Origin of the sequence: Streptomyces sp. NPDC021749, assembly GCF_040640655.1 — a bacterium.
Taxonomy (GTDB): Bacteria; Actinomycetota; Actinomycetes; order Streptomycetales; family Streptomycetaceae; genus Streptomyces.
Window position 1 is genome coordinate 71119 of record NZ_JBFACE010000005.1, and the last position, 17159, is coordinate 88277.

General features: G+C 72.9%; 15 protein-coding genes and 1 tRNA gene. 8 read left to right on the plus strand and 8 right to left on the minus strand.

Going from position 1 to position 17159, the window contains the following annotated elements:
- Positions 1–210: 210 nt before the first annotated feature.
- The 4 genes from AB0G35_RS06745 to AB0G35_RS06760 form a co-directional block, all read right to left on the minus strand.
- A complete protein-coding gene (locus tag AB0G35_RS06745) occupies positions 211–1044 on the minus strand; it encodes an S-methyl-5'-thioadenosine phosphorylase (protein WP_360944797.1) in 834 nt (277 codons plus the stop codon).
- A 242-nt stretch (positions 1045–1286) separates the two neighbouring features.
- Positions 1287–1616 (minus strand): FmdB family zinc ribbon protein, encoded by a 330-nt coding sequence (locus AB0G35_RS06750; RefSeq protein WP_360944800.1) that lies wholly within the window; start codon positions 1614–1616, stop codon positions 1287–1289.
- Between the two features lie 172 nt (positions 1617–1788).
- Positions 1789–3120, minus strand: a complete 1332-nt coding sequence (locus AB0G35_RS06755) for an MFS transporter (protein WP_360944803.1) — start codon at positions 3118–3120, stop codon at positions 1789–1791.
- Between the two features lie 325 nt (positions 3121–3445).
- Complete coding sequence (locus AB0G35_RS06760) at positions 3446–4966, minus strand: potassium/proton antiporter (protein ID WP_360945324.1); 1521 nt, start codon at positions 4964–4966, stop codon at positions 3446–3448.
- A 206-nt stretch (positions 4967–5172) separates the two neighbouring features.
- Between AB0G35_RS06760 and AB0G35_RS06765 the strand changes: the two genes are divergently transcribed.
- Positions 5173–7896, plus strand: a complete 2724-nt coding sequence (locus AB0G35_RS06765) for a penicillin acylase family protein (protein ID WP_360944806.1) — start codon at positions 5173–5175, stop codon at positions 7894–7896.
- 191 nt (positions 7897–8087) lie between these two features.
- On the opposite strand, the gene AB0G35_RS06770 is transcribed toward AB0G35_RS06765, so the two are convergent.
- Entirely contained in the window at positions 8088–8705 is a 618-nt protein-coding gene (locus AB0G35_RS06770; RefSeq protein ID WP_360944809.1) for a 5-formyltetrahydrofolate cyclo-ligase, read from the minus strand.
- Between the two features lie 144 nt (positions 8706–8849).
- On the opposite strand from AB0G35_RS06770, the gene galU reads away from it, so the two are divergent.
- The 7 genes from galU (at position 8850) to AB0G35_RS06805 (ending at position 14155) form a co-directional block, all read left to right on the plus strand.
- Complete coding sequence (gene galU / locus AB0G35_RS06775) at positions 8850–9752, plus strand: UTP--glucose-1-phosphate uridylyltransferase GalU (RefSeq protein ID WP_261950938.1); 903 nt, start codon at positions 8850–8852, stop codon at positions 9750–9752.
- 4 nt (positions 9753–9756) lie between these two features.
- On the plus strand, positions 9757–11073 hold the full coding sequence (glp, locus tag AB0G35_RS06780) for a gephyrin-like molybdotransferase Glp (RefSeq protein WP_360944812.1): 1317 nt from the start codon (positions 9757–9759) through the stop codon (positions 11071–11073).
- 87 nt (positions 11074–11160) lie between these two features.
- The gene (moaC, locus tag AB0G35_RS06785) at positions 11161–11643 is read left to right on the plus strand and encodes a cyclic pyranopterin monophosphate synthase MoaC (protein ID WP_360944815.1); all 483 of its coding nucleotides are present in this window, start codon (positions 11161–11163) and stop codon (positions 11641–11643) included.
- Positions 11640–12143, plus strand: coding sequence for a MogA/MoaB family molybdenum cofactor biosynthesis protein (locus AB0G35_RS06790; protein WP_360944818.1), 504 nt, complete (start codon positions 11640–11642; stop codon positions 12141–12143). Before moaC ends, AB0G35_RS06790 begins: the two co-directional genes overlap by 4 nt.
- A 14-nt stretch (positions 12144–12157) precedes the next feature.
- Positions 12158–12784 carry a GNAT family protein gene (locus AB0G35_RS06795; RefSeq protein ID WP_360944821.1) on the plus strand — a complete coding sequence of 209 codons (627 nt, stop codon included), beginning with the start codon at positions 12158–12160 and terminating at the stop codon, positions 12782–12784.
- A gap of 151 nt (positions 12785–12935) precedes the next feature.
- A complete protein-coding gene (locus AB0G35_RS06800) occupies positions 12936–13991 on the plus strand; it encodes a hypothetical protein (RefSeq protein WP_360944824.1) in 1056 nt (351 codons plus the stop codon).
- A gap of 91 nt (positions 13992–14082) precedes the next feature.
- Positions 14083–14155, plus strand: a tRNA-Ala gene (locus AB0G35_RS06805).
- A 117-nt stretch (positions 14156–14272) separates the two neighbouring features.
- Here AB0G35_RS06805 and AB0G35_RS06810 read toward each other — a convergent pair.
- From AB0G35_RS06810 to AB0G35_RS06820, 3 genes are all read right to left on the minus strand, one after another.
- Entirely contained in the window at positions 14273–14803 is a 531-nt protein-coding gene (locus tag AB0G35_RS06810) for a M23 family metallopeptidase (protein ID WP_360944827.1), read from the minus strand.
- 124 nt (positions 14804–14927) lie between these two features.
- The gene (locus AB0G35_RS06815) at positions 14928–16196 is read right to left on the minus strand and encodes a glycosyltransferase (protein ID WP_360944830.1); all 1269 of its coding nucleotides are present in this window, start codon (positions 16194–16196) and stop codon (positions 14928–14930) included.
- A gap of 127 nt (positions 16197–16323) precedes the next feature.
- Complete coding sequence (locus tag AB0G35_RS06820; RefSeq protein WP_360944833.1) at positions 16324–17109, minus strand: MerR family transcriptional regulator; 786 nt, start codon at positions 17107–17109, stop codon at positions 16324–16326.
- Between the last annotated feature and the right edge of the window lie 50 nt (positions 17110–17159).

Consider the following 17159-nt stretch of genomic DNA (forward strand, 5'->3'; position numbering starts at 1 on the left):
GAAGCTCCGGGATGTGGATAACTTCGCCACTCGGGTGGGGGACGAGAGCAGGACGGACGGGGATGGGGACGGGGACGGGCCGGGGCAAGGCGGCCGCGTCCGGCGCCTCCCCGGCCGGCGTCTTATGGCCCCAGAGGGCCCGGCCGGCCCGGCGTCTCACGGCTCCAGGGGCCCCGGCCCGTCAGGCGCCCTACGGCAGTTCCAGGCGCCTTACGGCAGTTCGATGCCCAGGTCCCAGCCCGCGTGGGCGTCGGCGCAGACGCAGGTGCGGTCGGTGGTCTGCGGCAGGGCGGCGACCGCGTCGAAGAGGACCTCGCGAAGCCGTCCGACGTTCTGGGCGAAGACCTGGAGGACTTCCTCGTGGGAGACGCCGTCGCCGGTCTCGGTGCCCGCGTCCAGGTCGGTGACCAGGGTCAACGAGGTGTAGCAGAGGCTCAGTTCGCGGGCCAGGACGGCCTCGGGGTGGCCGGTCATGCCGACCACCGACCAGCCCTGAGCGGCATGCCAGCGGGATTCGGCGCGGGTCGAGAAGCGCGGGCCCTCGATGACGACGAGCGTGCCGCCGTCGACCGGCTCCCAGTCGCGGCCGCGGGCGGCGGCGAGGGCGGCCTGGCGGCCGGCGGGGCAGTACGGGTCGGCGAACGTCAGGTGGACGACGTTGGGGACGCTCCCGTCGGGCAGCGGCTCGCCGTCGAAGTAGGTCTGGACGCGGGCCTTGGTGCGGTCCACGAGCTGGTCGGGTACCAGCAGTGTGCCGGGGCCGTATTCGGGGCGCAGCCCGCCGACCGCGCACGGGCCGAGGACCTGACGTACGCCGAGCGAGCGCAGCGCCCACAGGTTGGCGCGGTAGTTGATGCGGTGCGGCGGGAGACGGTGCTCGCGGCCGTGCCGGGGGAGGAAGGCGACCTGGCGGCCGGCGATCTCGCCGAGGAACACCGAGTCGCTGGGGCGACCGTAGGGGGTATCGACGGTGATCTCGGTCACGTCGTCGAGGAAGGAGTAGAAGCCCGAACCGCCGATTACGCCTATTTCCGCGTCAGCCATGGCGGTCACCTTAGCGGGGCCGGCCAGCGCGATGACTGCCGTCCTCGGAAGCGGATGAGTAACAGGCCTCACCCCCGGAGCGGACGCGCAGCCGGCTCCGTCCCCCGGAGGCGCGCATGTACCAGGCCCTACTCCCGGAGCGGTCACACGGCAGGCTCCGCCCCCCCGAAGTGGACATACAGCGGACCCCGCCATCCGGTGACGGCGGGGTCCGGGGATGTTTGTGCTGCCGGTGCTTCCGGTCAGGCCGCGGAGCTGGTGCTCGACGCGCTGCCGGTGGACGACGTGGCGGCCGGCTTGCTGTCGGAGCTGCTCGACGAGGAGCTGGCGGAGTCCGAGGACGACGTCGTGCTCGACGAGGAGGAGCTCTTCGCGGGGCTGCTGCTGGACGACGAGCCGCGGCTGTCGTTGCGGTAGAAGCCGGAGCCCTTGAAGACGATGCCGACCGCGGAGAACACCTTCTTGAGGCGTCCGTTGCAGCTGGGGCACTCCGTAAGCGCGTCGTCGGTGAACTTCTGCACCGCCTCAAGGCCCTCGCCGCACGCGGTGCACTGGTACTGGTAGGTCGGCACTTGACTTCCTCCTGGCACTCTCACTCGATGAGTGCTAACGACGCTCCATATTGCAGTATTCCGGCGCGTCAGTCCACTGCGACCGGGCAGACGGTGACCGACCCCACGTCCGGGGCCTGTCCGCAACGGAAGCCCGAGGGCGTTCGCCGGCTCCCGCCCGAGGTCCGTCCCGTCAGGCGTTCGCCAGCTCCCGCCCGCGGTCCCCGGTCGCCGTGCCGGTCTCCGTCGCAGAGTCCGTGTCCGTGCCGGTCTCCGGCGCCGTGCCCGGCAGGTCCGACCCGGTCACCACGGACGAGGTGCGCGGCAGCAGGTGGGCGCGGAGGGCCAGCAGGACCACCAGGGCCAGGGCGGTGCCGGCCAGGGGGACCAGGAAGCCGCTGCTGGGGCCGAAGCGGTCGGTGAGCTGGCCGGCGGAGGTGGCGGCAGCGGCCTGGCCCAGGGCGACCGCGCCGGTCAGCCAGGTGAAGGCCTCGGTGCGGGCGGCGGCCGGGACCAGGGACTCGACCAGGGTGTAGCCGGTGATCAGGGCGGGGGCGATGCAGAGGCCGACGACCAGGCCGACGGCGCCCAGCAGCGGTACCGCGGTCACCGCCCACAGCGGGGTGGTGGCCAGCGCCAGCAGCCCGTAGGCGACCAGCAGCCGGCGGCGCGGGCCGACCTTCCAGGCGACGGCACCGCAGACGATCCCGGCGAGCATGTTGCCGCCGGCGAAGATGCCGTAGAGCAGGCCGTTGATGCCGGGCTGGCCGATGGACTGCGTGAACGCGGTCAGCGAGACCTGCATGCCGCCGAAGACGGCGCCGATGCCGAGGAACGCCACGATCAGGACGCGGACGCCGGGGACCGACAGGGCCGAGACGCGCGGGCGGTCGTCGGCCTGCGCCCGGTGGACGGCCGGCTGGGTACGGCGCTGGGAGGCGAAGAGCAGGCCGCCGGCCAGGGTCAGCGCGGCCTCGGCGACCAGGCCGGCGGCCGGGTGGATGCCGGTGCACAGCGCGGTCGCCAGGACCGGGCCGACCACGAAAGTGAACTCGTCGGTGACCGACTCGAAGGCGGCCGCCGTCGGCATCAGCGGGCTGCCGCCGAGCCGGGCCGCCCAGCGGGCCCGCACCATCGGGCCGACCTGCGGAGTCGAGGCGCCCGTGGGGACGGCCACGGCGAGCAGCGCCCACAGGGGGGCGTGCGCCAGGGCCAGGCTGATCAGCGCCGCGACGCCGGCGGTGTGCACGAGGATGCCGGGGATCAGCACCGCGCGCTGGCCGAAACGGTCGGCGAGCTTGCCGCTCTGCGGGGCGAACAGCGCCATCGAGACGCCGGTGGTGGCCGAGACCGCGCCGGCGGTGCCGTAGGAGCCGGTGGTGGACTGGACGAGCAGGACGATGCCGATGGTCAGCATCGCGAACGGCTGCCGGGCCAGGAAGCCGGGCAGGAGGAAGGTCCACGCACCAGGGGTGCGGAGCAGTTGTCCGTAACCGGGACGGGATTGCTTGACCGCGGATGCCACGGCCGGGCCTTTCTGCCGCCTGGTAGCGCGTCGTCCGCGAGGTCGTCACGGGTACGCGCCGAGAGCTGTCCTCTCGCGCTGGACCGAGTGATACCGCGTGGTCCGCACCCCGAGAGGGTGGCTGCAGGTGGCAGGGGACCGCGGCCGCCGAGCGGTCGCGCCAGCTCTGCATCAGGCAGAGGTGGTTCGTCGTTGTTCCTTCTTGATTGTACAGGTCCCAGCGGCTGGGGCCCTGGGATTGGTCAGAGCTCCAGCCGCTTTTCCTTGGGTTTCTTGGAGATGTCCGCCACATTCGGGGGAAGCCCGCCATGCCGGTGTACCGGCGTCAGTGCCAGCCGTGGCCGCGCCGCCGCGGGGCGGCGCCGGTGCCCAGCCAGCCGGCCAGCTTGCCGCCCTGGGAGACCGCCTGCAGTCGCCGCTCGGCCGCGTCGCGCACCGGGTCCGTGGCGACCACCAGCAGCTCGTCGCCGCGCCGCAGCACGGTCGTCGGGGAGGGCACGAAACTGGAGCCGTCCCGGACGACGAGGGTGACCGCGGCGCCCGCCGGCATCCGCAGTTCGCCGACCTCGACGCCGTGCATCCGGGAGCCCGGCCCGATGGACGTCGACAGCAGATGGCCGCGCAGCCGCTCCAGTGGTGCGGACTCGATGCCCAGGTCGGCGGGCTCCTCGCCGTCGCCCAGCCGGAGGTGCCGGGCGAGCCAGGGCAGGGTCGGCCCCTGGATCAGGGTGTAGACCACGACGAGGACGAAGACGATGTTGAAGACGCCCTCGCTGCCGGGGACGGCGCTCACCATCGGGATGGTGGCCAGCACGATGGGGACCGCGCCGCGCAGGCCGGCCCACGACAGCAGGGCCTTCTCCCGCCAGGGCACCCGGAACGGCAGCAGCGAGACGAACACCGACGTCGGGCGGGCGACGAGGGTGAGGATCATGCCGATGACCAGGGCCGGCACCACGTCGTCGAGGAGGTTGTGCGGGGTGACCAGCAGGCCCAGCAGGACGAACATGCCGATCTGGCCGAGCCAGCCGAGCCCCTCGGCGAAGCCGCGGGTGGCCGGGGCGTGCGGCAGCTTGGCGTTGCCGAGGATCATCGCGGCCAGATAGACGGCGAGGAAGCCCGAGCCGTGCGCCAGGGCGCCGGCGGCGTAGGCGGCGACCGCGATGGCCATGACGGCGATGGGGTAGAGGCCGGAGGCCGGCAGCGCCACGTGCCGCATGCCGTAGGCGCCGAGCCAGCCGATCGCCAGGCCGAGCGCGGCGCCGATCGCCAGCTCCAGGGTGATCTTGCCGAGGAGGACGTACCAGTGGTCGACCGGTCCCGCGGTGGAGAAGGCGACGACCAGGATGACCACCGGGGCGTCGTTGAAGCCGGACTCCGCTTCGAGGACACCCGTCAGCCGGGCGGGCAGCGGCACGCTGCGCAGGACGGAGAAGACCGCCGCGGCGTCCGTGGACGAGACCACGGCGCCGATCAGCAGCGCCTGCCGCCAGCCGAGCCCGGCGAGGTAGTGCGCTCCGGCCGCGGTGACCCCCACGCTCACCGCGACGCCGACCGTCGACAGCACCGCCGCCTTGGGCAGTGCCGGCTTGATCTCTTTCCATTTGGTGCCCAGACCACCCTCGGCGAGGATCACGACCAGCGCGGCGTAGCCCATGAGTTGGGTCAGCTCGGCGTCGTCGAAGACGACCCCGCCGAGGCCGTCCTGCCCTATGGCGATGCCTATCCCCAGGTAGATGAGCAGGCTGGGGAGCCCGCTGCGCGAGGAGAGCCGTACTGCGGCGACCGCGACGAGCAGCACGAGCGAGCAGAGCAGCAGGAGTTCATTGAGGTGGTGGACAGTCAGGAGCTGGTCCTTCCTCGCACGGGTCCGAAACGATGGGCCGGGGGTGGTCTTTGAGCGCTCTTTCCTTACCGTATCTAGTTACTGAGACTAACAATTTACCATTACTTGAAGGTTTGGGGTGCTGGCGGTGACTCCGCGTAGGGGTCGGCGAACCCGTGCGCCTATGGTTGCTCCAGCACTCCCACCCTGCCCCTCGAAGGACAGAGATGCCCGCCAACAAGTCCGGCCCAGTCCCCAGGAAGAAGAAGGGGCGGCGCGGCCGCCTCGTCGCCATCACGGTCGTGCTGCTGCTCGTGGCGGGCATCGGCTGCGGCGCGTTCTGGGGAGTCAGCACCGTCCGAGCCTCGTTCCCGCAGACCACCGGCTCACTCAAACTCCCGGGCCTGTCCGACCCGGTGGACGTCGTCCGCGATGCCAACGGCATCCCGCAGATCTACGCCGACACCGACGAGGACCTCTTCCGCGCCCAGGGCTACGTCCAGGCCCAGGACCGCTTCTGGGAGATGGACGTCCGGCGCCACATGACCGCCGGCCGGCTGTCCGAGATGTTCGGCAAGGGCCAGGTCAAGACCGATGAGTTCCTGCGCACGCTGGGCTGGCACCGGACCGCGCAGCAGGAGTACGACACCAAGCTCTCGCCCAGCACCAAGAAGTACCTCCAGGCCTACTCCGCCGGAGTCAACGCCTACCTCAAGGACCACGAGGGCTCGGCACTCTCCCTGGAGTACGCGGCGCTGGACCTGGAGAACGACTACAAGCCCGAGAAGTGGACGCCGGCCGACTCGGTGGCCTGGCTCAAGGCGATGGCCTGGGACCTGCGCGGCAACATGCAGGAGGAGATCGACCGGTCCCTGATGACCAGCCGCTTCACCCCGCAGCAGATCGCCGGGCTGTACCCGGCGTACCCGTACAAGCGGAACAAGCCGATCGTGGACGGCGGTGCGGTCGACCCGGCCACCAAGAAGTTCACGCCCAAGGGCTCGGCCAACGCCACCCCGGCCGGCCCCGGCGGCACGGTCCCCGGCCTCACGTCCCAGCTGTCCTCGCTGTCAAAGAAGGTCAACGACGTCCCGGCGCTGCTCGGCCCCAACGGCAACGGCATCGGCTCCAACTCCTGGGTCGTCTCCGGCGCCCACACCACCACCGGCAAGCCGCTGCTCGCCAACGACCCGCACCTGGCACCGCAGATGCCCTCGCTCTGGTACCAGATGGGCCTGCACTGCCGTAACTCCGGCCCCAAGTGCGGCTACGACGTCTCCGGCTTCACCTTCTCCGGGATGCCCGGCGTCGTCATCGGCCACAACCAGGACATCTCCTGGGGCATGACCAACCTCGGCGCCGACGTCACCGACCTGTACCTGGAGAAGGTCAGCGCCGACGGCTACCTCTACGACAACAAGCAGCGGCCGTTCCTCACGCGCAAGGAGACCATCAAGGTCGCCGGCGGTGAGAGCCGGCAGATCACCGTCCGGTCCACCAAGAACGGGCCGATCGTCTCCGACCGCGACGACGAACTCGGCAACGTCGGCAAGGACGCCCCCGTGGGCAACACCGCCCCGGACCGCGGCGACGGCTACGCCGTCTCGCTCCGCTGGACCGCGCTCGACCCCGGCCGCTCCATGGACGCCGTCTTCGAGCTCAACCGCGCCAAGGACTGGACCGGCTTCCGCAAGGCCGCCGCGCACTTCGAGGTGCCCTCGCAGAACCTGATCTACGCCGACACCAAGGGCAACATCGGCTACCAGGCGCCCGGCCGGATCCCGGTCCGCGGCAAGGGCGACGGCCACTTCGACGGCACCTACCCGGCGCCCGGCTGGGACCCGCGCTACCAGTGGCGGGGCTACATCCCGCAGAGCGCCCTGCCGTACGAGTACAACCCCCAGCGCGGCTACATCGTCACCGCCAACCAGGCCGTCGTCGACGAGAAGTACCCGTACCTGATCACCAAGGACTGGGGCTACGGCTCCCGCAGCCAGCGGATCAACGACCTGATCCAGTCGAAGATCAAGGACGGCGGCAAGGTCTCCACCGTCGACATGCAGGCCTTCCAGAAGGACAACAGCAGTGAGATCGCCCGGCTGCTGACGCCCTACCTCACCAAGATCGACATAAAGGACAAGTACGTCCGCGACGCCCAGCAGCTGCTGGAGGGCTGGGACTTCACCCAGGAGCCCGACTCCGCCGCGGCCGCCTACTTCAACGCCGTCTGGCGCAACACCCTCAAGCTCGCCTTCGGCAACAAGATGCCCAAGGCGCTGCGCCCCGAGGGCCAGTGCCTCACCGTCCGCCCGGCCGACGAGACCGGCCCCGCCGACGAGAATGACAAGTACGTCCGCGAATGCGGCGAGCGGGCCGGCGACACCGCGCAGCCCGACGGCGGCGACCGCTGGTACGAGGTCGTCCGCAACATCCTCGACGACCCCGGCAACGCCTGGTGGAAGACCGAGGACCGGCCCGGCCGCCCCGGCGACAAGAACCGCGACCAGCTCCTCGCGCACGCCATGAAGGACGCCCGCTACGAGCTGACCTCCAAACTGGGCAAGAACATCGACAACTGGACCTGGGGCCGGCTGCACCAGATGTTCCTCAAGAACCAGACCCTGGGCACCGACGGCCCCGGGATACTGCAGGGCCTGTTCAACCGCGGCCCGTGGAACGTCGGTGGCGGTGAGGCCGCGGTCGACGCCACCGGCTGGAACGCGGCCGGCGGCTACAAGGTCACCTGGGTCCCGTCCATGCGGATGATCGTCAACCTCGCCGACCTCGACAAGTCCCGCTGGATCAACCTCACCGGCGCCTCCGGGCACGCCTACGACACCCACTACTACGACCAGACCGACAAGTGGGCCAAGGGCGAGCTGCTGCCCTGGGCGTACAGCGAGGACGCCGTCAAGAAGGCCGGCAAGGACTCCCTGACGCTGTCGCCGTAAGGCCGCCGCCGCAACGAGCCGCCGGGCGGGCCGGAGATCTCCCACGGGACGATCCTCCGGCCCGCCCGGCGGCGTTCGGGCCCGGTCCGGCGGGCCGGGACGGGGGAGCCGGCGGGCCGGGGCCGGGCGCGCGACGTGGAGCCGGCCGGCCCGGGGTGGGGCGCCGCCGGGAATCCGGCGGCCCGCCGGGCTCAGTGCCGGAAGCGGTGCACCCCCGACGGGGTCACCGCGGCGTGCACCCGCCGGTCGTGCGGCTCGGCCGGCACCTCGTCCAGCACCTCCGCGTCGAACAGCAGCACCACCAGGTGCGCCGGCGCCCCGGCCCGGTCCAGCCGCTCCAGCACCCGGTCGTACGAGCCGCCGCCGCGGCCCAGCCGCACCCCGTCGCGGTCCACCGCCAGCCCCGGCAGCAGCACCACGTCCGCCTGCGCGACCGCCTGCGGGCCCAGCCGCTCACCGGCCGGCTCGTGCAGCCCCCAGCCCGCCGGCACCAGACGGTCGGCGCCCTCGTACGGCGCCCAGTCGAGGTCGTTGTCCGGCATCAGCACCGGCAGCAGCACCCGCACCCCCGCGTCCCGCAGCCGGTCCAGCAGCGCCCCGGTGGGCGGTTCCGAGCCCATCGACACGTACGCCGCCACCGTCGGCCGGCGGGCGGCCGCCTCAGCGGGCGCCGCACCGGCCGCTTCACCGGGCGCTTCACCGGCCGCCTCGCCGGGCGTCGGCGGGGCGAGGAACGGCGCCAACTCCTCCAGCTCCAGGGTCCGTCGGGCCAGTGCCTCGCCCGCCGCCGCGAGGACATCCGGGGGCAACGATCTCCTTACCTCCTGGAGATCCCGCCGCAACCTTCGTTTCCTATCGTGCTGCTTGCTCACTGTGCGCCCTTGCTCCCGCTCTCATGCTCTATTCACCGGACCCTCATCATCGTTCCGAATGGGCCGGTTATGGTGTCGCGCATGACTCCATCGCACACACGGATCAGCAAGGCTGTCATTCCGGCAGCCGGCCTCGGCACCCGGTTTCTCCCCGCTACGAAGGCCACACCCAAGGAGATGCTCCCGGTCGTCGACAAGCCCGCCATCCAGTACGTGGTGGAGGAGGCCGCCGCCGCCGGGCTCTCCGACGTCCTGATGGTCACCGGTCGCAACAAGCGCCCCCTTGAGGACCACTTCGACCGCAACTACGAACTCGAAGAGGCCCTGCACCGCAAGGGCGACGAGTCCCGGCTCGCCAAGGTCCAGGAATCCAGCGACCTCGCGACCATGCACTACGTCCGCCAGGGCGACCCCAAGGGCCTCGGCCACGCCGTGCTGTGCGCCGCGCCCCACGTCGGCGACCAGCCCTTCGCCGTGCTCCTCGGTGACGACCTCATCGACCCCCGCGACCCCCTGCTGGCCCGCATGGTCGAGGTGCAGGAACAGTACGGCGGCTCGGTCATCGCCCTCATGGAGGTCGACCCGGCGCAGATCCACCTCTACGGCTGCGCGGCCGCCGCCCCCACCGGCGACGACGACGTGGTCACCGTCTCCGACCTGGTCGAGAAGCCCGACCCGTCCGAGGCGCCCAGCAACCTCGCGATCATCGGCCGCTACGTCCTCGACCCGGCCGTCTTCGAGGTGCTGCGCAAGACCGACCCCGGCCGCGGCGGCGAGATCCAGCTCACCGACGCCCTCCAGGCGCTCGCCGCCGACCCGTCGCTCGGCGGCCCGGTGCACGGCGTCGTCTTCAAGGGCCGGCGCTATGACACCGGTGACCGTGGCGACTATCTGCGTGCCATTGTCAGACTCGCATGCGAACGTGAAGACCTGGGCCCCGACTTCCGGGCCTGGCTTCGCAGTTACGTCACCGAGGAGATGTAGGACGTTGAACCACGCCACCGGCCAGACCAGCCACCCGGACCGCGTCTGGTCGGTGGCCGAGCACCTCGACGATGTCCTGGCGAAGATCGCCCCGCTGGACCCGATCGAGCTGCAGCTCCTCGACGCCCAGGGCTGCGTCCTGGTCGAGGACGTCACCGTCACCGTCCCCCTGCCGCCCTTCGACAACAGCTCCATGGACGGCTACGCGGTCCGCACCGCGGACGTCGCGCAGGCCACCGAGGCCGCCCCGGTCACCCTCACCGTCATCGGCGACGTCGCGGCCGGCAGCGGTGAGCTCCCCGAGGTCGGCCCCGGCCAGGCGGCCCGCATCATGACCGGCGCCCCCCTCCCGCCCGGCGCCGAGGCCGTCGTCCCCGTCGAATGGACCGACGGCGGCGCCGGAGCGGGCCCGGCCGCCACGATGCGGGCGGCCAGCGCCGCCCCCGAGGACGCCGGCGGCCAGGTCCGCATCCACCGCCCGGCCCCGGCCGGCGCCCACATCCGCGCCCGCGGCAGCGACGTCACCGAAGGCGAGCTCGCGCTGCGGGCCGGCACCTTCCTCGGCCCGTCCCAGATCGGCCTGCTCGCCGCCCTCGGCCGCGGTACGGTCCGGGTCCGCCCGCGCCCCCGGGTGGTGGTGGTCTCCACCGGCAGCGAACTCGTCCAGCCCGGCGAGGCGTTGGGCCCCGGCCAGATCCACGATTCCAACAGCTTCCAGCTCACCGCCGCGGCCCGGGCCGCCGGCGCCCTCGCCTACCGCGTCGGCGCGGTCGCCGACGACGCCGAAACCCTGCGCGCCACCCTGGAGGACCAGCTCATCCGGGCCGACGTCCTCGTCACCAGCGGCGGCGTCAGCGTCGGCGCGTACGACGTGGTCAAGGAGACCCTGGCCGGCCTCTCCGCCGACGAGGGAAAGGTCGAGTTCCGCAAGCTCGCCATGCAGCCCGGCAAGCCCCAGGGCTTCGGCCTCATCGGCCCCGACCGCATCCCGCTGCTGGCCCTGCCCGGCAACCCCGTCAGCAGCTACGTCTCCTTCGAGCTGTTCGTCCGCCCGGTCATCCGCGCCCTGATGGGCCTGCCGGACGTCCACCGCCCGACGACCAGGGCCCGCTGCACCGCCGCCCTGACCTCCTCGCCCAAGGGCAAGCGGCAGTTCCTGCGCGGCTCCTACGACGCCGACGCCGGCACCGTCACCCCGGTCGGCGGCGCCGGCTCCCACCTCATCAAGGCCATGGCGCACGCCGACGCACTGATCGTCGTCCCCGAGGACACCACCGAGGTCCCCGAGGGAGCCGACGTGGACGTCCTCCCGCTCGGATAACCGGTCCCCGAAAACCCGTACCGGGTGCCCCGCGGCCGCCGGAGGTACGGTGTCGTCCCACAGGCGGCAGTTTGGACCGGGAGAACGATGAGCAGCGGCCAGCAACACCTCACCCACCTCGACGCGGCGGGCGCGGCCCGGATGGTCGACGTCTCGGCCAAGGACGTCACCGCCCGCACCGCCCGCGCCCGCGGCCGGGTGCTGGTGTCAGCGCAGGTCATCGAGCTGCTGCGGGGCGAGGGCATGCCCAAGGGCGACGCCCTGGCCACCGCCCGGATCGCCGGGATCATGGGCGCCAAGCGGACCCCCGAGCTGATCCCGCTCTGCCATCCGCTGGCCGTCTCCGGCGTGAAGGTCGACCTCGCCGTCACCGACGAGGCCGTGGAGATCACCGCCACCGTCAAGACCACCGACCGCACCGGCGTCGAGATGGAGGCGCTCACCGCCGTCTCCGTCGCCGCCCTCACCGTCGTGGACATGATCAAGGCGGTCGACAAGGCCGCGGTGATCTCCGACATCCGCGTCGAGGAGAAGACCGGCGGCAAGTCCGGCGACTGGAGCCGGTCATGACCACCGCCCGTGCCCTGGTCGTCACCGCCTCCAACCGCGCCGCGGCCGGCGTCTACGAGGACAAGGGCGGCCCGCTGCTCGCCGAGGGCCTGACCGCCATGGGCTTCGAGGTCGACGGCCCCGAGGTCGTCCCCGACGGCGACCCGGTCGAGGCCGCCCTGCGCCGGGCCGTCGACTCGTCGCGGTACGCCGTCGTCCTCACCACCGGCGGTACCGGTATCTCGCCCACCGACCGCACCCCCGAGGCCACCGCCCGGGTCCTGGACTACGAGGTCCCCGGCATCCCCGAGGCGATCCGCGCCGCCGGCCGCGCCAAGGTGCCCACCGCGGCGCTCTCCCGCGGCCTCGCCGGCGTCGCCGGCACGACCCTGATCGTCAACCTCCCCGGCTCCTCCGGCGGGGTCCGCGACGGCCTCGCCGTACTGGCCGACCTGCTGCCGCACGCCGTCGACCAGATCCGCGGCGGCGATCACCCCAGACCCTCCGGGAGCCCGAGCTGAACGCGCCCTGGCCCGTGGTCCTGACGGACGGTGAGATCACCCTCCGCCCCATAAAGCTGCGCGACCAACGGGCCTGGCGCGAGGTCAACCGCCGCAACCGCGACTGGCTGCGCCCCTGGGAAGCCACCGTTCCGCCGCCCCCGCCCGGTCTCATCCCGCCGCACCGGCCCACCTACCGGCAGATGGTCCGCCATCTGCGCGCGGAGGCGCACGCCGGCCGGATGCTCCCGTTCGTCGTGGAATACCAGGGCCGCCTCGTCGGGCAACTCACCGTCGCCGGCATCACCTGGGGCTCGATGTGCTCGGGCCATATCGGCTACTGGGTCGACCAGGAGGTCGCCGGGCGCGGTGTCATTCCGACCGCCGTGGCGCTCGCCGTCGACCACTGCTTCCGCACCGTCGGACTGCACCGCATCGAGGTCTGCATTCGCCCGGAGAACGCCCCGAGCCGGCGGGTGGTGGAAAAGCTCGGTTTTCGCGAGGAAGGCCTGCGCCCGCGCTACCTCCACATCGACGGCGCCTGGCGCGACCACGCGGTTTACGCGCTCACCGCGGAAGAAGTACCCGAGGGCCTGCTCAACCGCTGGCGGCGGGGGAAACCCAGCAGGCCCGGCACCGCCCCTGGCGCACCCCACAAATAAAATAAACGTTCGAATGTAATCCCTCATTGGCCGGATGGGGGCGGGTACGGATCTCTACCATCACAAAAAAGTTCGAGATATCAGCCAGATCGTGCGACACACCGGCCCAATTGGCGGATGGCCCCCTGCAAACCCCTCTACCGTGTGAGTTGTGAGAAGCAGCGGCCTCATCTACGCAGTCATCGTCGGGGCCTGGGCCGCCTACTTGGTGCCGATGTGGCTCCGTAGACAGGACGAGCTCAACGAGGCCCGTCCGACCGAGCGCTTCAGCACCGCCATCCGGCTGCTGTCCGGACGCGCGGCCATGCAGCGTCGCTACGACCGGGAGCGCGGGGAATACCCGGCCGACGAGGCGGACGACGACCTGGACCCGGACGCCCTGGCCGGCGAGGACGCCGGGCCCTTCGCCGACCCCGCCCCCGCCGAGGAATCCGAGGCTCCGCCCACCCGCGTGCAGTCCAGCCCGCCGCGGCCCTCGCTCACCGAGCGGACCAAGCGCGCCAAGGTGCTCGCCCGCCGCCGGCGCACCATCACCATCCTGTTCCTCACCTTCACCACCGGCGCCATCGTCGCGGCCGTCGGCGGCACCCCCTTCCTCTGGGCGCCCGCCATCCCCGCCCTCCTCCTGACCGCGTACATCATTTACCTGCGCGCCCAGGAGCGCCGCCGCTTCACCTTCACCATGGACCAGCGCCGCGCGGAGGCCGCGGCCCAGCGCCTGCGCGAGGGCCGCCGCCCCCGCCAGGCCGCCGACCAGCCGCCCGCCGACGCCCGCCCGGAGCACCCCGTCGACGCCCGCACCGAGCACCCGGCCGACGCCGCCCCGGAGGCGCCCCGCGCGGCAGCCCCCTCCCGCCCTTCCCCCACCGCCGGCCGCCGCGCCGTGGTGGAGGAGACCGACCACGCCGAGTGGGTCGACCAGCAGCGCGAACGCGAGCGCCCGCGCCCCGCCGCCGGCAGCTGGGACCCCGTCCCGGTCCCGCTCCCCACCTACGTCACCGCCCCGGTCGCCCCGCGCGCCACCAGCCACGTCGACCTCGACGCCGAGGACGCCTGGAGCTCCGCCCGCTCCAGCGCCGCCTCCGAACACCCCCAGCCCGACACCCTCCAGCAGGACCGCCCCGCCCCCGGCCGCCGCACCCGCGGCCGCACCCCGCTCTTCGACCAGTACGAGGACGAGGACCGCCCCCGCGCGGCCAACGAGTGACTCGCACCACACCGGCCGCTCCTCCGCTGACCAGCAACGGAAGCGATTTCCGAGCACCGCGACCGAGATGCTAGAGTTTCACTCGTCGCAAGGGCCTGTGGCGCAGCTGGTAGCGCACCTCGTTCGCAACGAGGGGGTCAGGGGTTCGAATCCCCTCAGGTCCACGCACTTCGTGAATCCCGTCCGATCGCTTCGATCGGACGGGATTTTCGTTTGTGCAGTGGAACTTTGTCTGCGTCAGGGGGAGTTCGCCGCCTTGGCCTGCCGGGTGTGGCCGGACGTCACGTCAGGCGGATGCCGTGGCGGGCCAGGTAGGCGAGGGGGTTGATGTCGGAGCCGTAGTGGCGGCGGGTGCGGACCTCGAAGTGGAGGTGCGGGCCGGTGGCCCGGCCGGTGGCGCCGGCGTAGCCGAGGCGGGTGCGGGCGCGGACGTGCTGGCCCGGGTGGACGGTGATCCGGGAGAGGTGGCCGAAGAGCGTGTAGTGGCCGTCCCGCATCCGGACCGTGACGGCCTTGCCGTACGCGCCCGAGCGCCGGGCGAGGACGACGGTGCCGGGTCCGACGGACCTGACCTTCGCCCCGGAGCGGACCGCGAGGTCGATGCCGGTGTGGTGACCGGCCTGCCAGTCGCCGGGCAGGCCGTAGGGCACGCTGATGCGGTAGCGGGCGGCCACCGGGTGGGCCCAGTGGCCGGTGGGGGCGGCGAGGGCGACCTGGGCCGCCGTCACGGTGACGGCCGGGCCCGCGGCCGCCAGCAGGGCGGCGCGGAGGAGCGCTCTGCGAAGCGGGGTGCTTTTGCGGAACGTGGTCATAGGGCGAGCCCACGCCCTGCGGCGGCCGGTCGCATCCCGGGGCGGGGCGGCGGGCCCCCGATCGGGTGGCGGTTTCCCCGCGAAGCGGGTCCTCGCCCCGGTCCGGTGTCCGCCGCCCCGGGGCTCAGCTCGTCAGGCGGTCGACCGTCTCGGCGACCGCGCCGGCGCCGTCCTCCGCGGCGAGGCGGGCCGCCGCGGCGCGGGCGCGGGCGTGGCGTTCGGGGCCGGTGGTGGCCTGGGTGAGGGCGTGGGCCAGGCGGGCGGCGCCGGTGTCGCCGGTGAGCTGGGCGAAGGGGATCGGGGCGGTGGCGAGGCCGGAAGCGGCCAGGCGGGCGGCCCAGAAGGGCTGGTCGGCGGTGACGGGGACGGGGACGGTGGGCACCCCGGCGCGCAGGCCGGCTGCCGTGGTGCCCGCACCGCAGTGGTGGACGACCGCGGCCAGGTGCGGGAAGAGCAGGGCGTGCGGCACTTCGCCGATGGTGAGGACGTCGTCCGCGCCGGGTGCGTGCGCGGCGGACAGGCCGGCCCAGCCGGACTGGAGGATGCCGCGGACCCCGGCGCGCCGCAGGGCCCGTACCGCCAGCTCGCCCAGGCGCTCCCCCTCGCCGCCCGCCATGCTGCCGAAGCCGATGAAGACCGGGGGCGGGCCGGCGGCGAGGAAGTCGCGTACGGCAGGCGGGAGTTGGGCGTCAGGGGCGTGCCAGGGCCACCAGTTTCCGACCACTTCGAGGCCGCTGCGCCAGTCGGCGGGGCGGGGGAGCAGGGTCTCGCTGAAGCCGTGCAGGACCGGCCAGCCGGCCGCTTCGGCGCGGCGCCGGACCGTGGCGGGCGTGGCGGGTGGCAGGCCGAGGCGGGCACGCAGGGTGCGGGTGGCGCCGGCGTAGAGGCGGTCGATGACGCGGAGGGAGAGGCGTCCGAGGGCGCGGTTGCCCGTCCGGCCCAGGGAGCGGCCGCCGCTGACGACGGGGGCGAAGTCGCCGGTGGGGGCCTGCGGCACGAGGAACAGGCCCAGCGACGGGATGCCGTGCGCCTCGGCGAGGTGGTGGCCGAGCGGTGCGGTGGTGGCGGAGAGCAGCAGCAGGTCGGTGTCGTCGTCGGCGGCGTCGGCCATGCCCCCGCCCAGCTCCTCGATGAAAGCGGCGGCCCGGCGCATCAGGGCGCGGCGGCCGGGCGGGGTGCCCTCCGGGGGTGCGGTGCCGTCGGCCGGGGGCCCGCCGCGCGGGTCGGCGGGCAGCCGGCGGAACTCCAGGCCGGCGGCCCGGACGAGGGGCTCGTAGGCGTCGTGGGTGGCGAGCGTGACGTCGTGGCCGGCCGCGCGGAGCCGGGCGCCGACGCCGGTGTAGGGGGCGACGTCGCCGTACGAGCCGGCGGCGGTGAGCAGGATTTTGGGCATGGGTGGGCAGCCTTCGGGAGGTCGGGGTGTATCGGGGTGGCGGGGAGGCCGGCGTACGGCTGAGGGGTGCGGCCCTCAAGGGCGCGGCAGTCTCAGGGGGCGCAGGCGCTCAGGGCGCGGCCGGGGCTCAGGAGCCGTCGCCGGCCGGGTGTCGTACGGCGTTGGCGTGGACGGCGGTGCGCAGGTACGGGGCGAGGCCGGGGCGCTGCTCCGTGGGCGGGATGATCAGTGCGAACGCGCGGGGGTCGGCGGCGAAGTCGTCGGCGATCCGGCCGTGCATGTCGGTGGGGCAGGGGGTGAACCAGCGGCTGATGTGCTGCCGCTGTTCCTCCGCGAGGTCCATGGCGCGCTCGCCGTCCGCGGGCTCCTCGGCGTCGAAGGCGGCGAGCAGCCGCCGGCGCCAGTCGGCAGCCTCGGCCATCAGCGTGGCCCAGTCCTCCTTGGAGTGCGCGGCGGCCCGCGCCATCGAGCGCTGGTGGCCCTCGCTGTGCTGCCACTTCAGATGGGCCTGGGTGGCGTAGGTGAGGTCGAAGGCCACCTCGCCGAAGACCTCGAAGCGTTCCTGCGGCGTCAGCTCGACCCCGGTCTGCTGCACCTCCATGGCCCGCTCCGCGACCTCGACCAGCCGCTGCAGCTTGCCGATCTGCTCGTTCAGGAGCCGGTGCCGGGCGCGGAGGTGGTCGAGGGCGTTGGCCTGGGGGTCCGCCAGGATGGTGGCGATCTCCTCCAGCGGGAAGCCGAGCTCGCGGTAGAAGAGGATCTGCTGCAGCCGGGCGAGGTCGGCGTCGCTGTATTGGCGGTAGCCGGCGGGGCTGCGGTCGCTGGGGCAGAGCAGGCCGGTCTTGTCGTAGTGGTGCAGGGTGCGCACCGTGATCCCGGCGAAGCCGGAGACCTGCCCGACCGAGTAGCTCATCGCAGCGCCTTTCGTCCCGTGGTGCCGTACCGCCTCAGGGTGCGGCCTGA

Coding starts and splice junctions, on each gene's coding strand:
- AB0G35_RS06745 (WP_360944797.1), bottom strand. CDS start 1,044: ATGGCTGACGCGGAAATAGGCGTAATCGGCGGTTCGGGCTTCTACTCC.
- AB0G35_RS06765 (WP_360944806.1), top strand. CDS start 5,173: ATGCCCGCCAACAAGTCCGGCCCAGTCCCCAGGAAGAAGAAGGGGCGG.
- galU (WP_261950938.1), top strand. CDS start 8,850: ATGACTCCATCGCACACACGGATCAGCAAGGCTGTCATTCCGGCAGCC.
- moaC (WP_360944815.1), top strand. CDS start 11,161: ATGAGCAGCGGCCAGCAACACCTCACCCACCTCGACGCGGCGGGCGCG.
- AB0G35_RS06790 (WP_360944818.1), top strand. CDS start 11,640: ATGACCACCGCCCGTGCCCTGGTCGTCACCGCCTCCAACCGCGCCGCG.
- AB0G35_RS06810 (WP_360944827.1), bottom strand. CDS start 14,803: ATGACCACGTTCCGCAAAAGCACCCCGCTTCGCAGAGCGCTCCTCCGC.
- AB0G35_RS06815 (WP_360944830.1), bottom strand. CDS start 16,196: ATGCCCAAAATCCTGCTCACCGCCGCCGGCTCGTACGGCGACGTCGCC.
- AB0G35_RS06820 (WP_360944833.1), bottom strand. CDS start 17,109: ATGAGCTACTCGGTCGGGCAGGTCTCCGGCTTCGCCGGGATCACGGTG.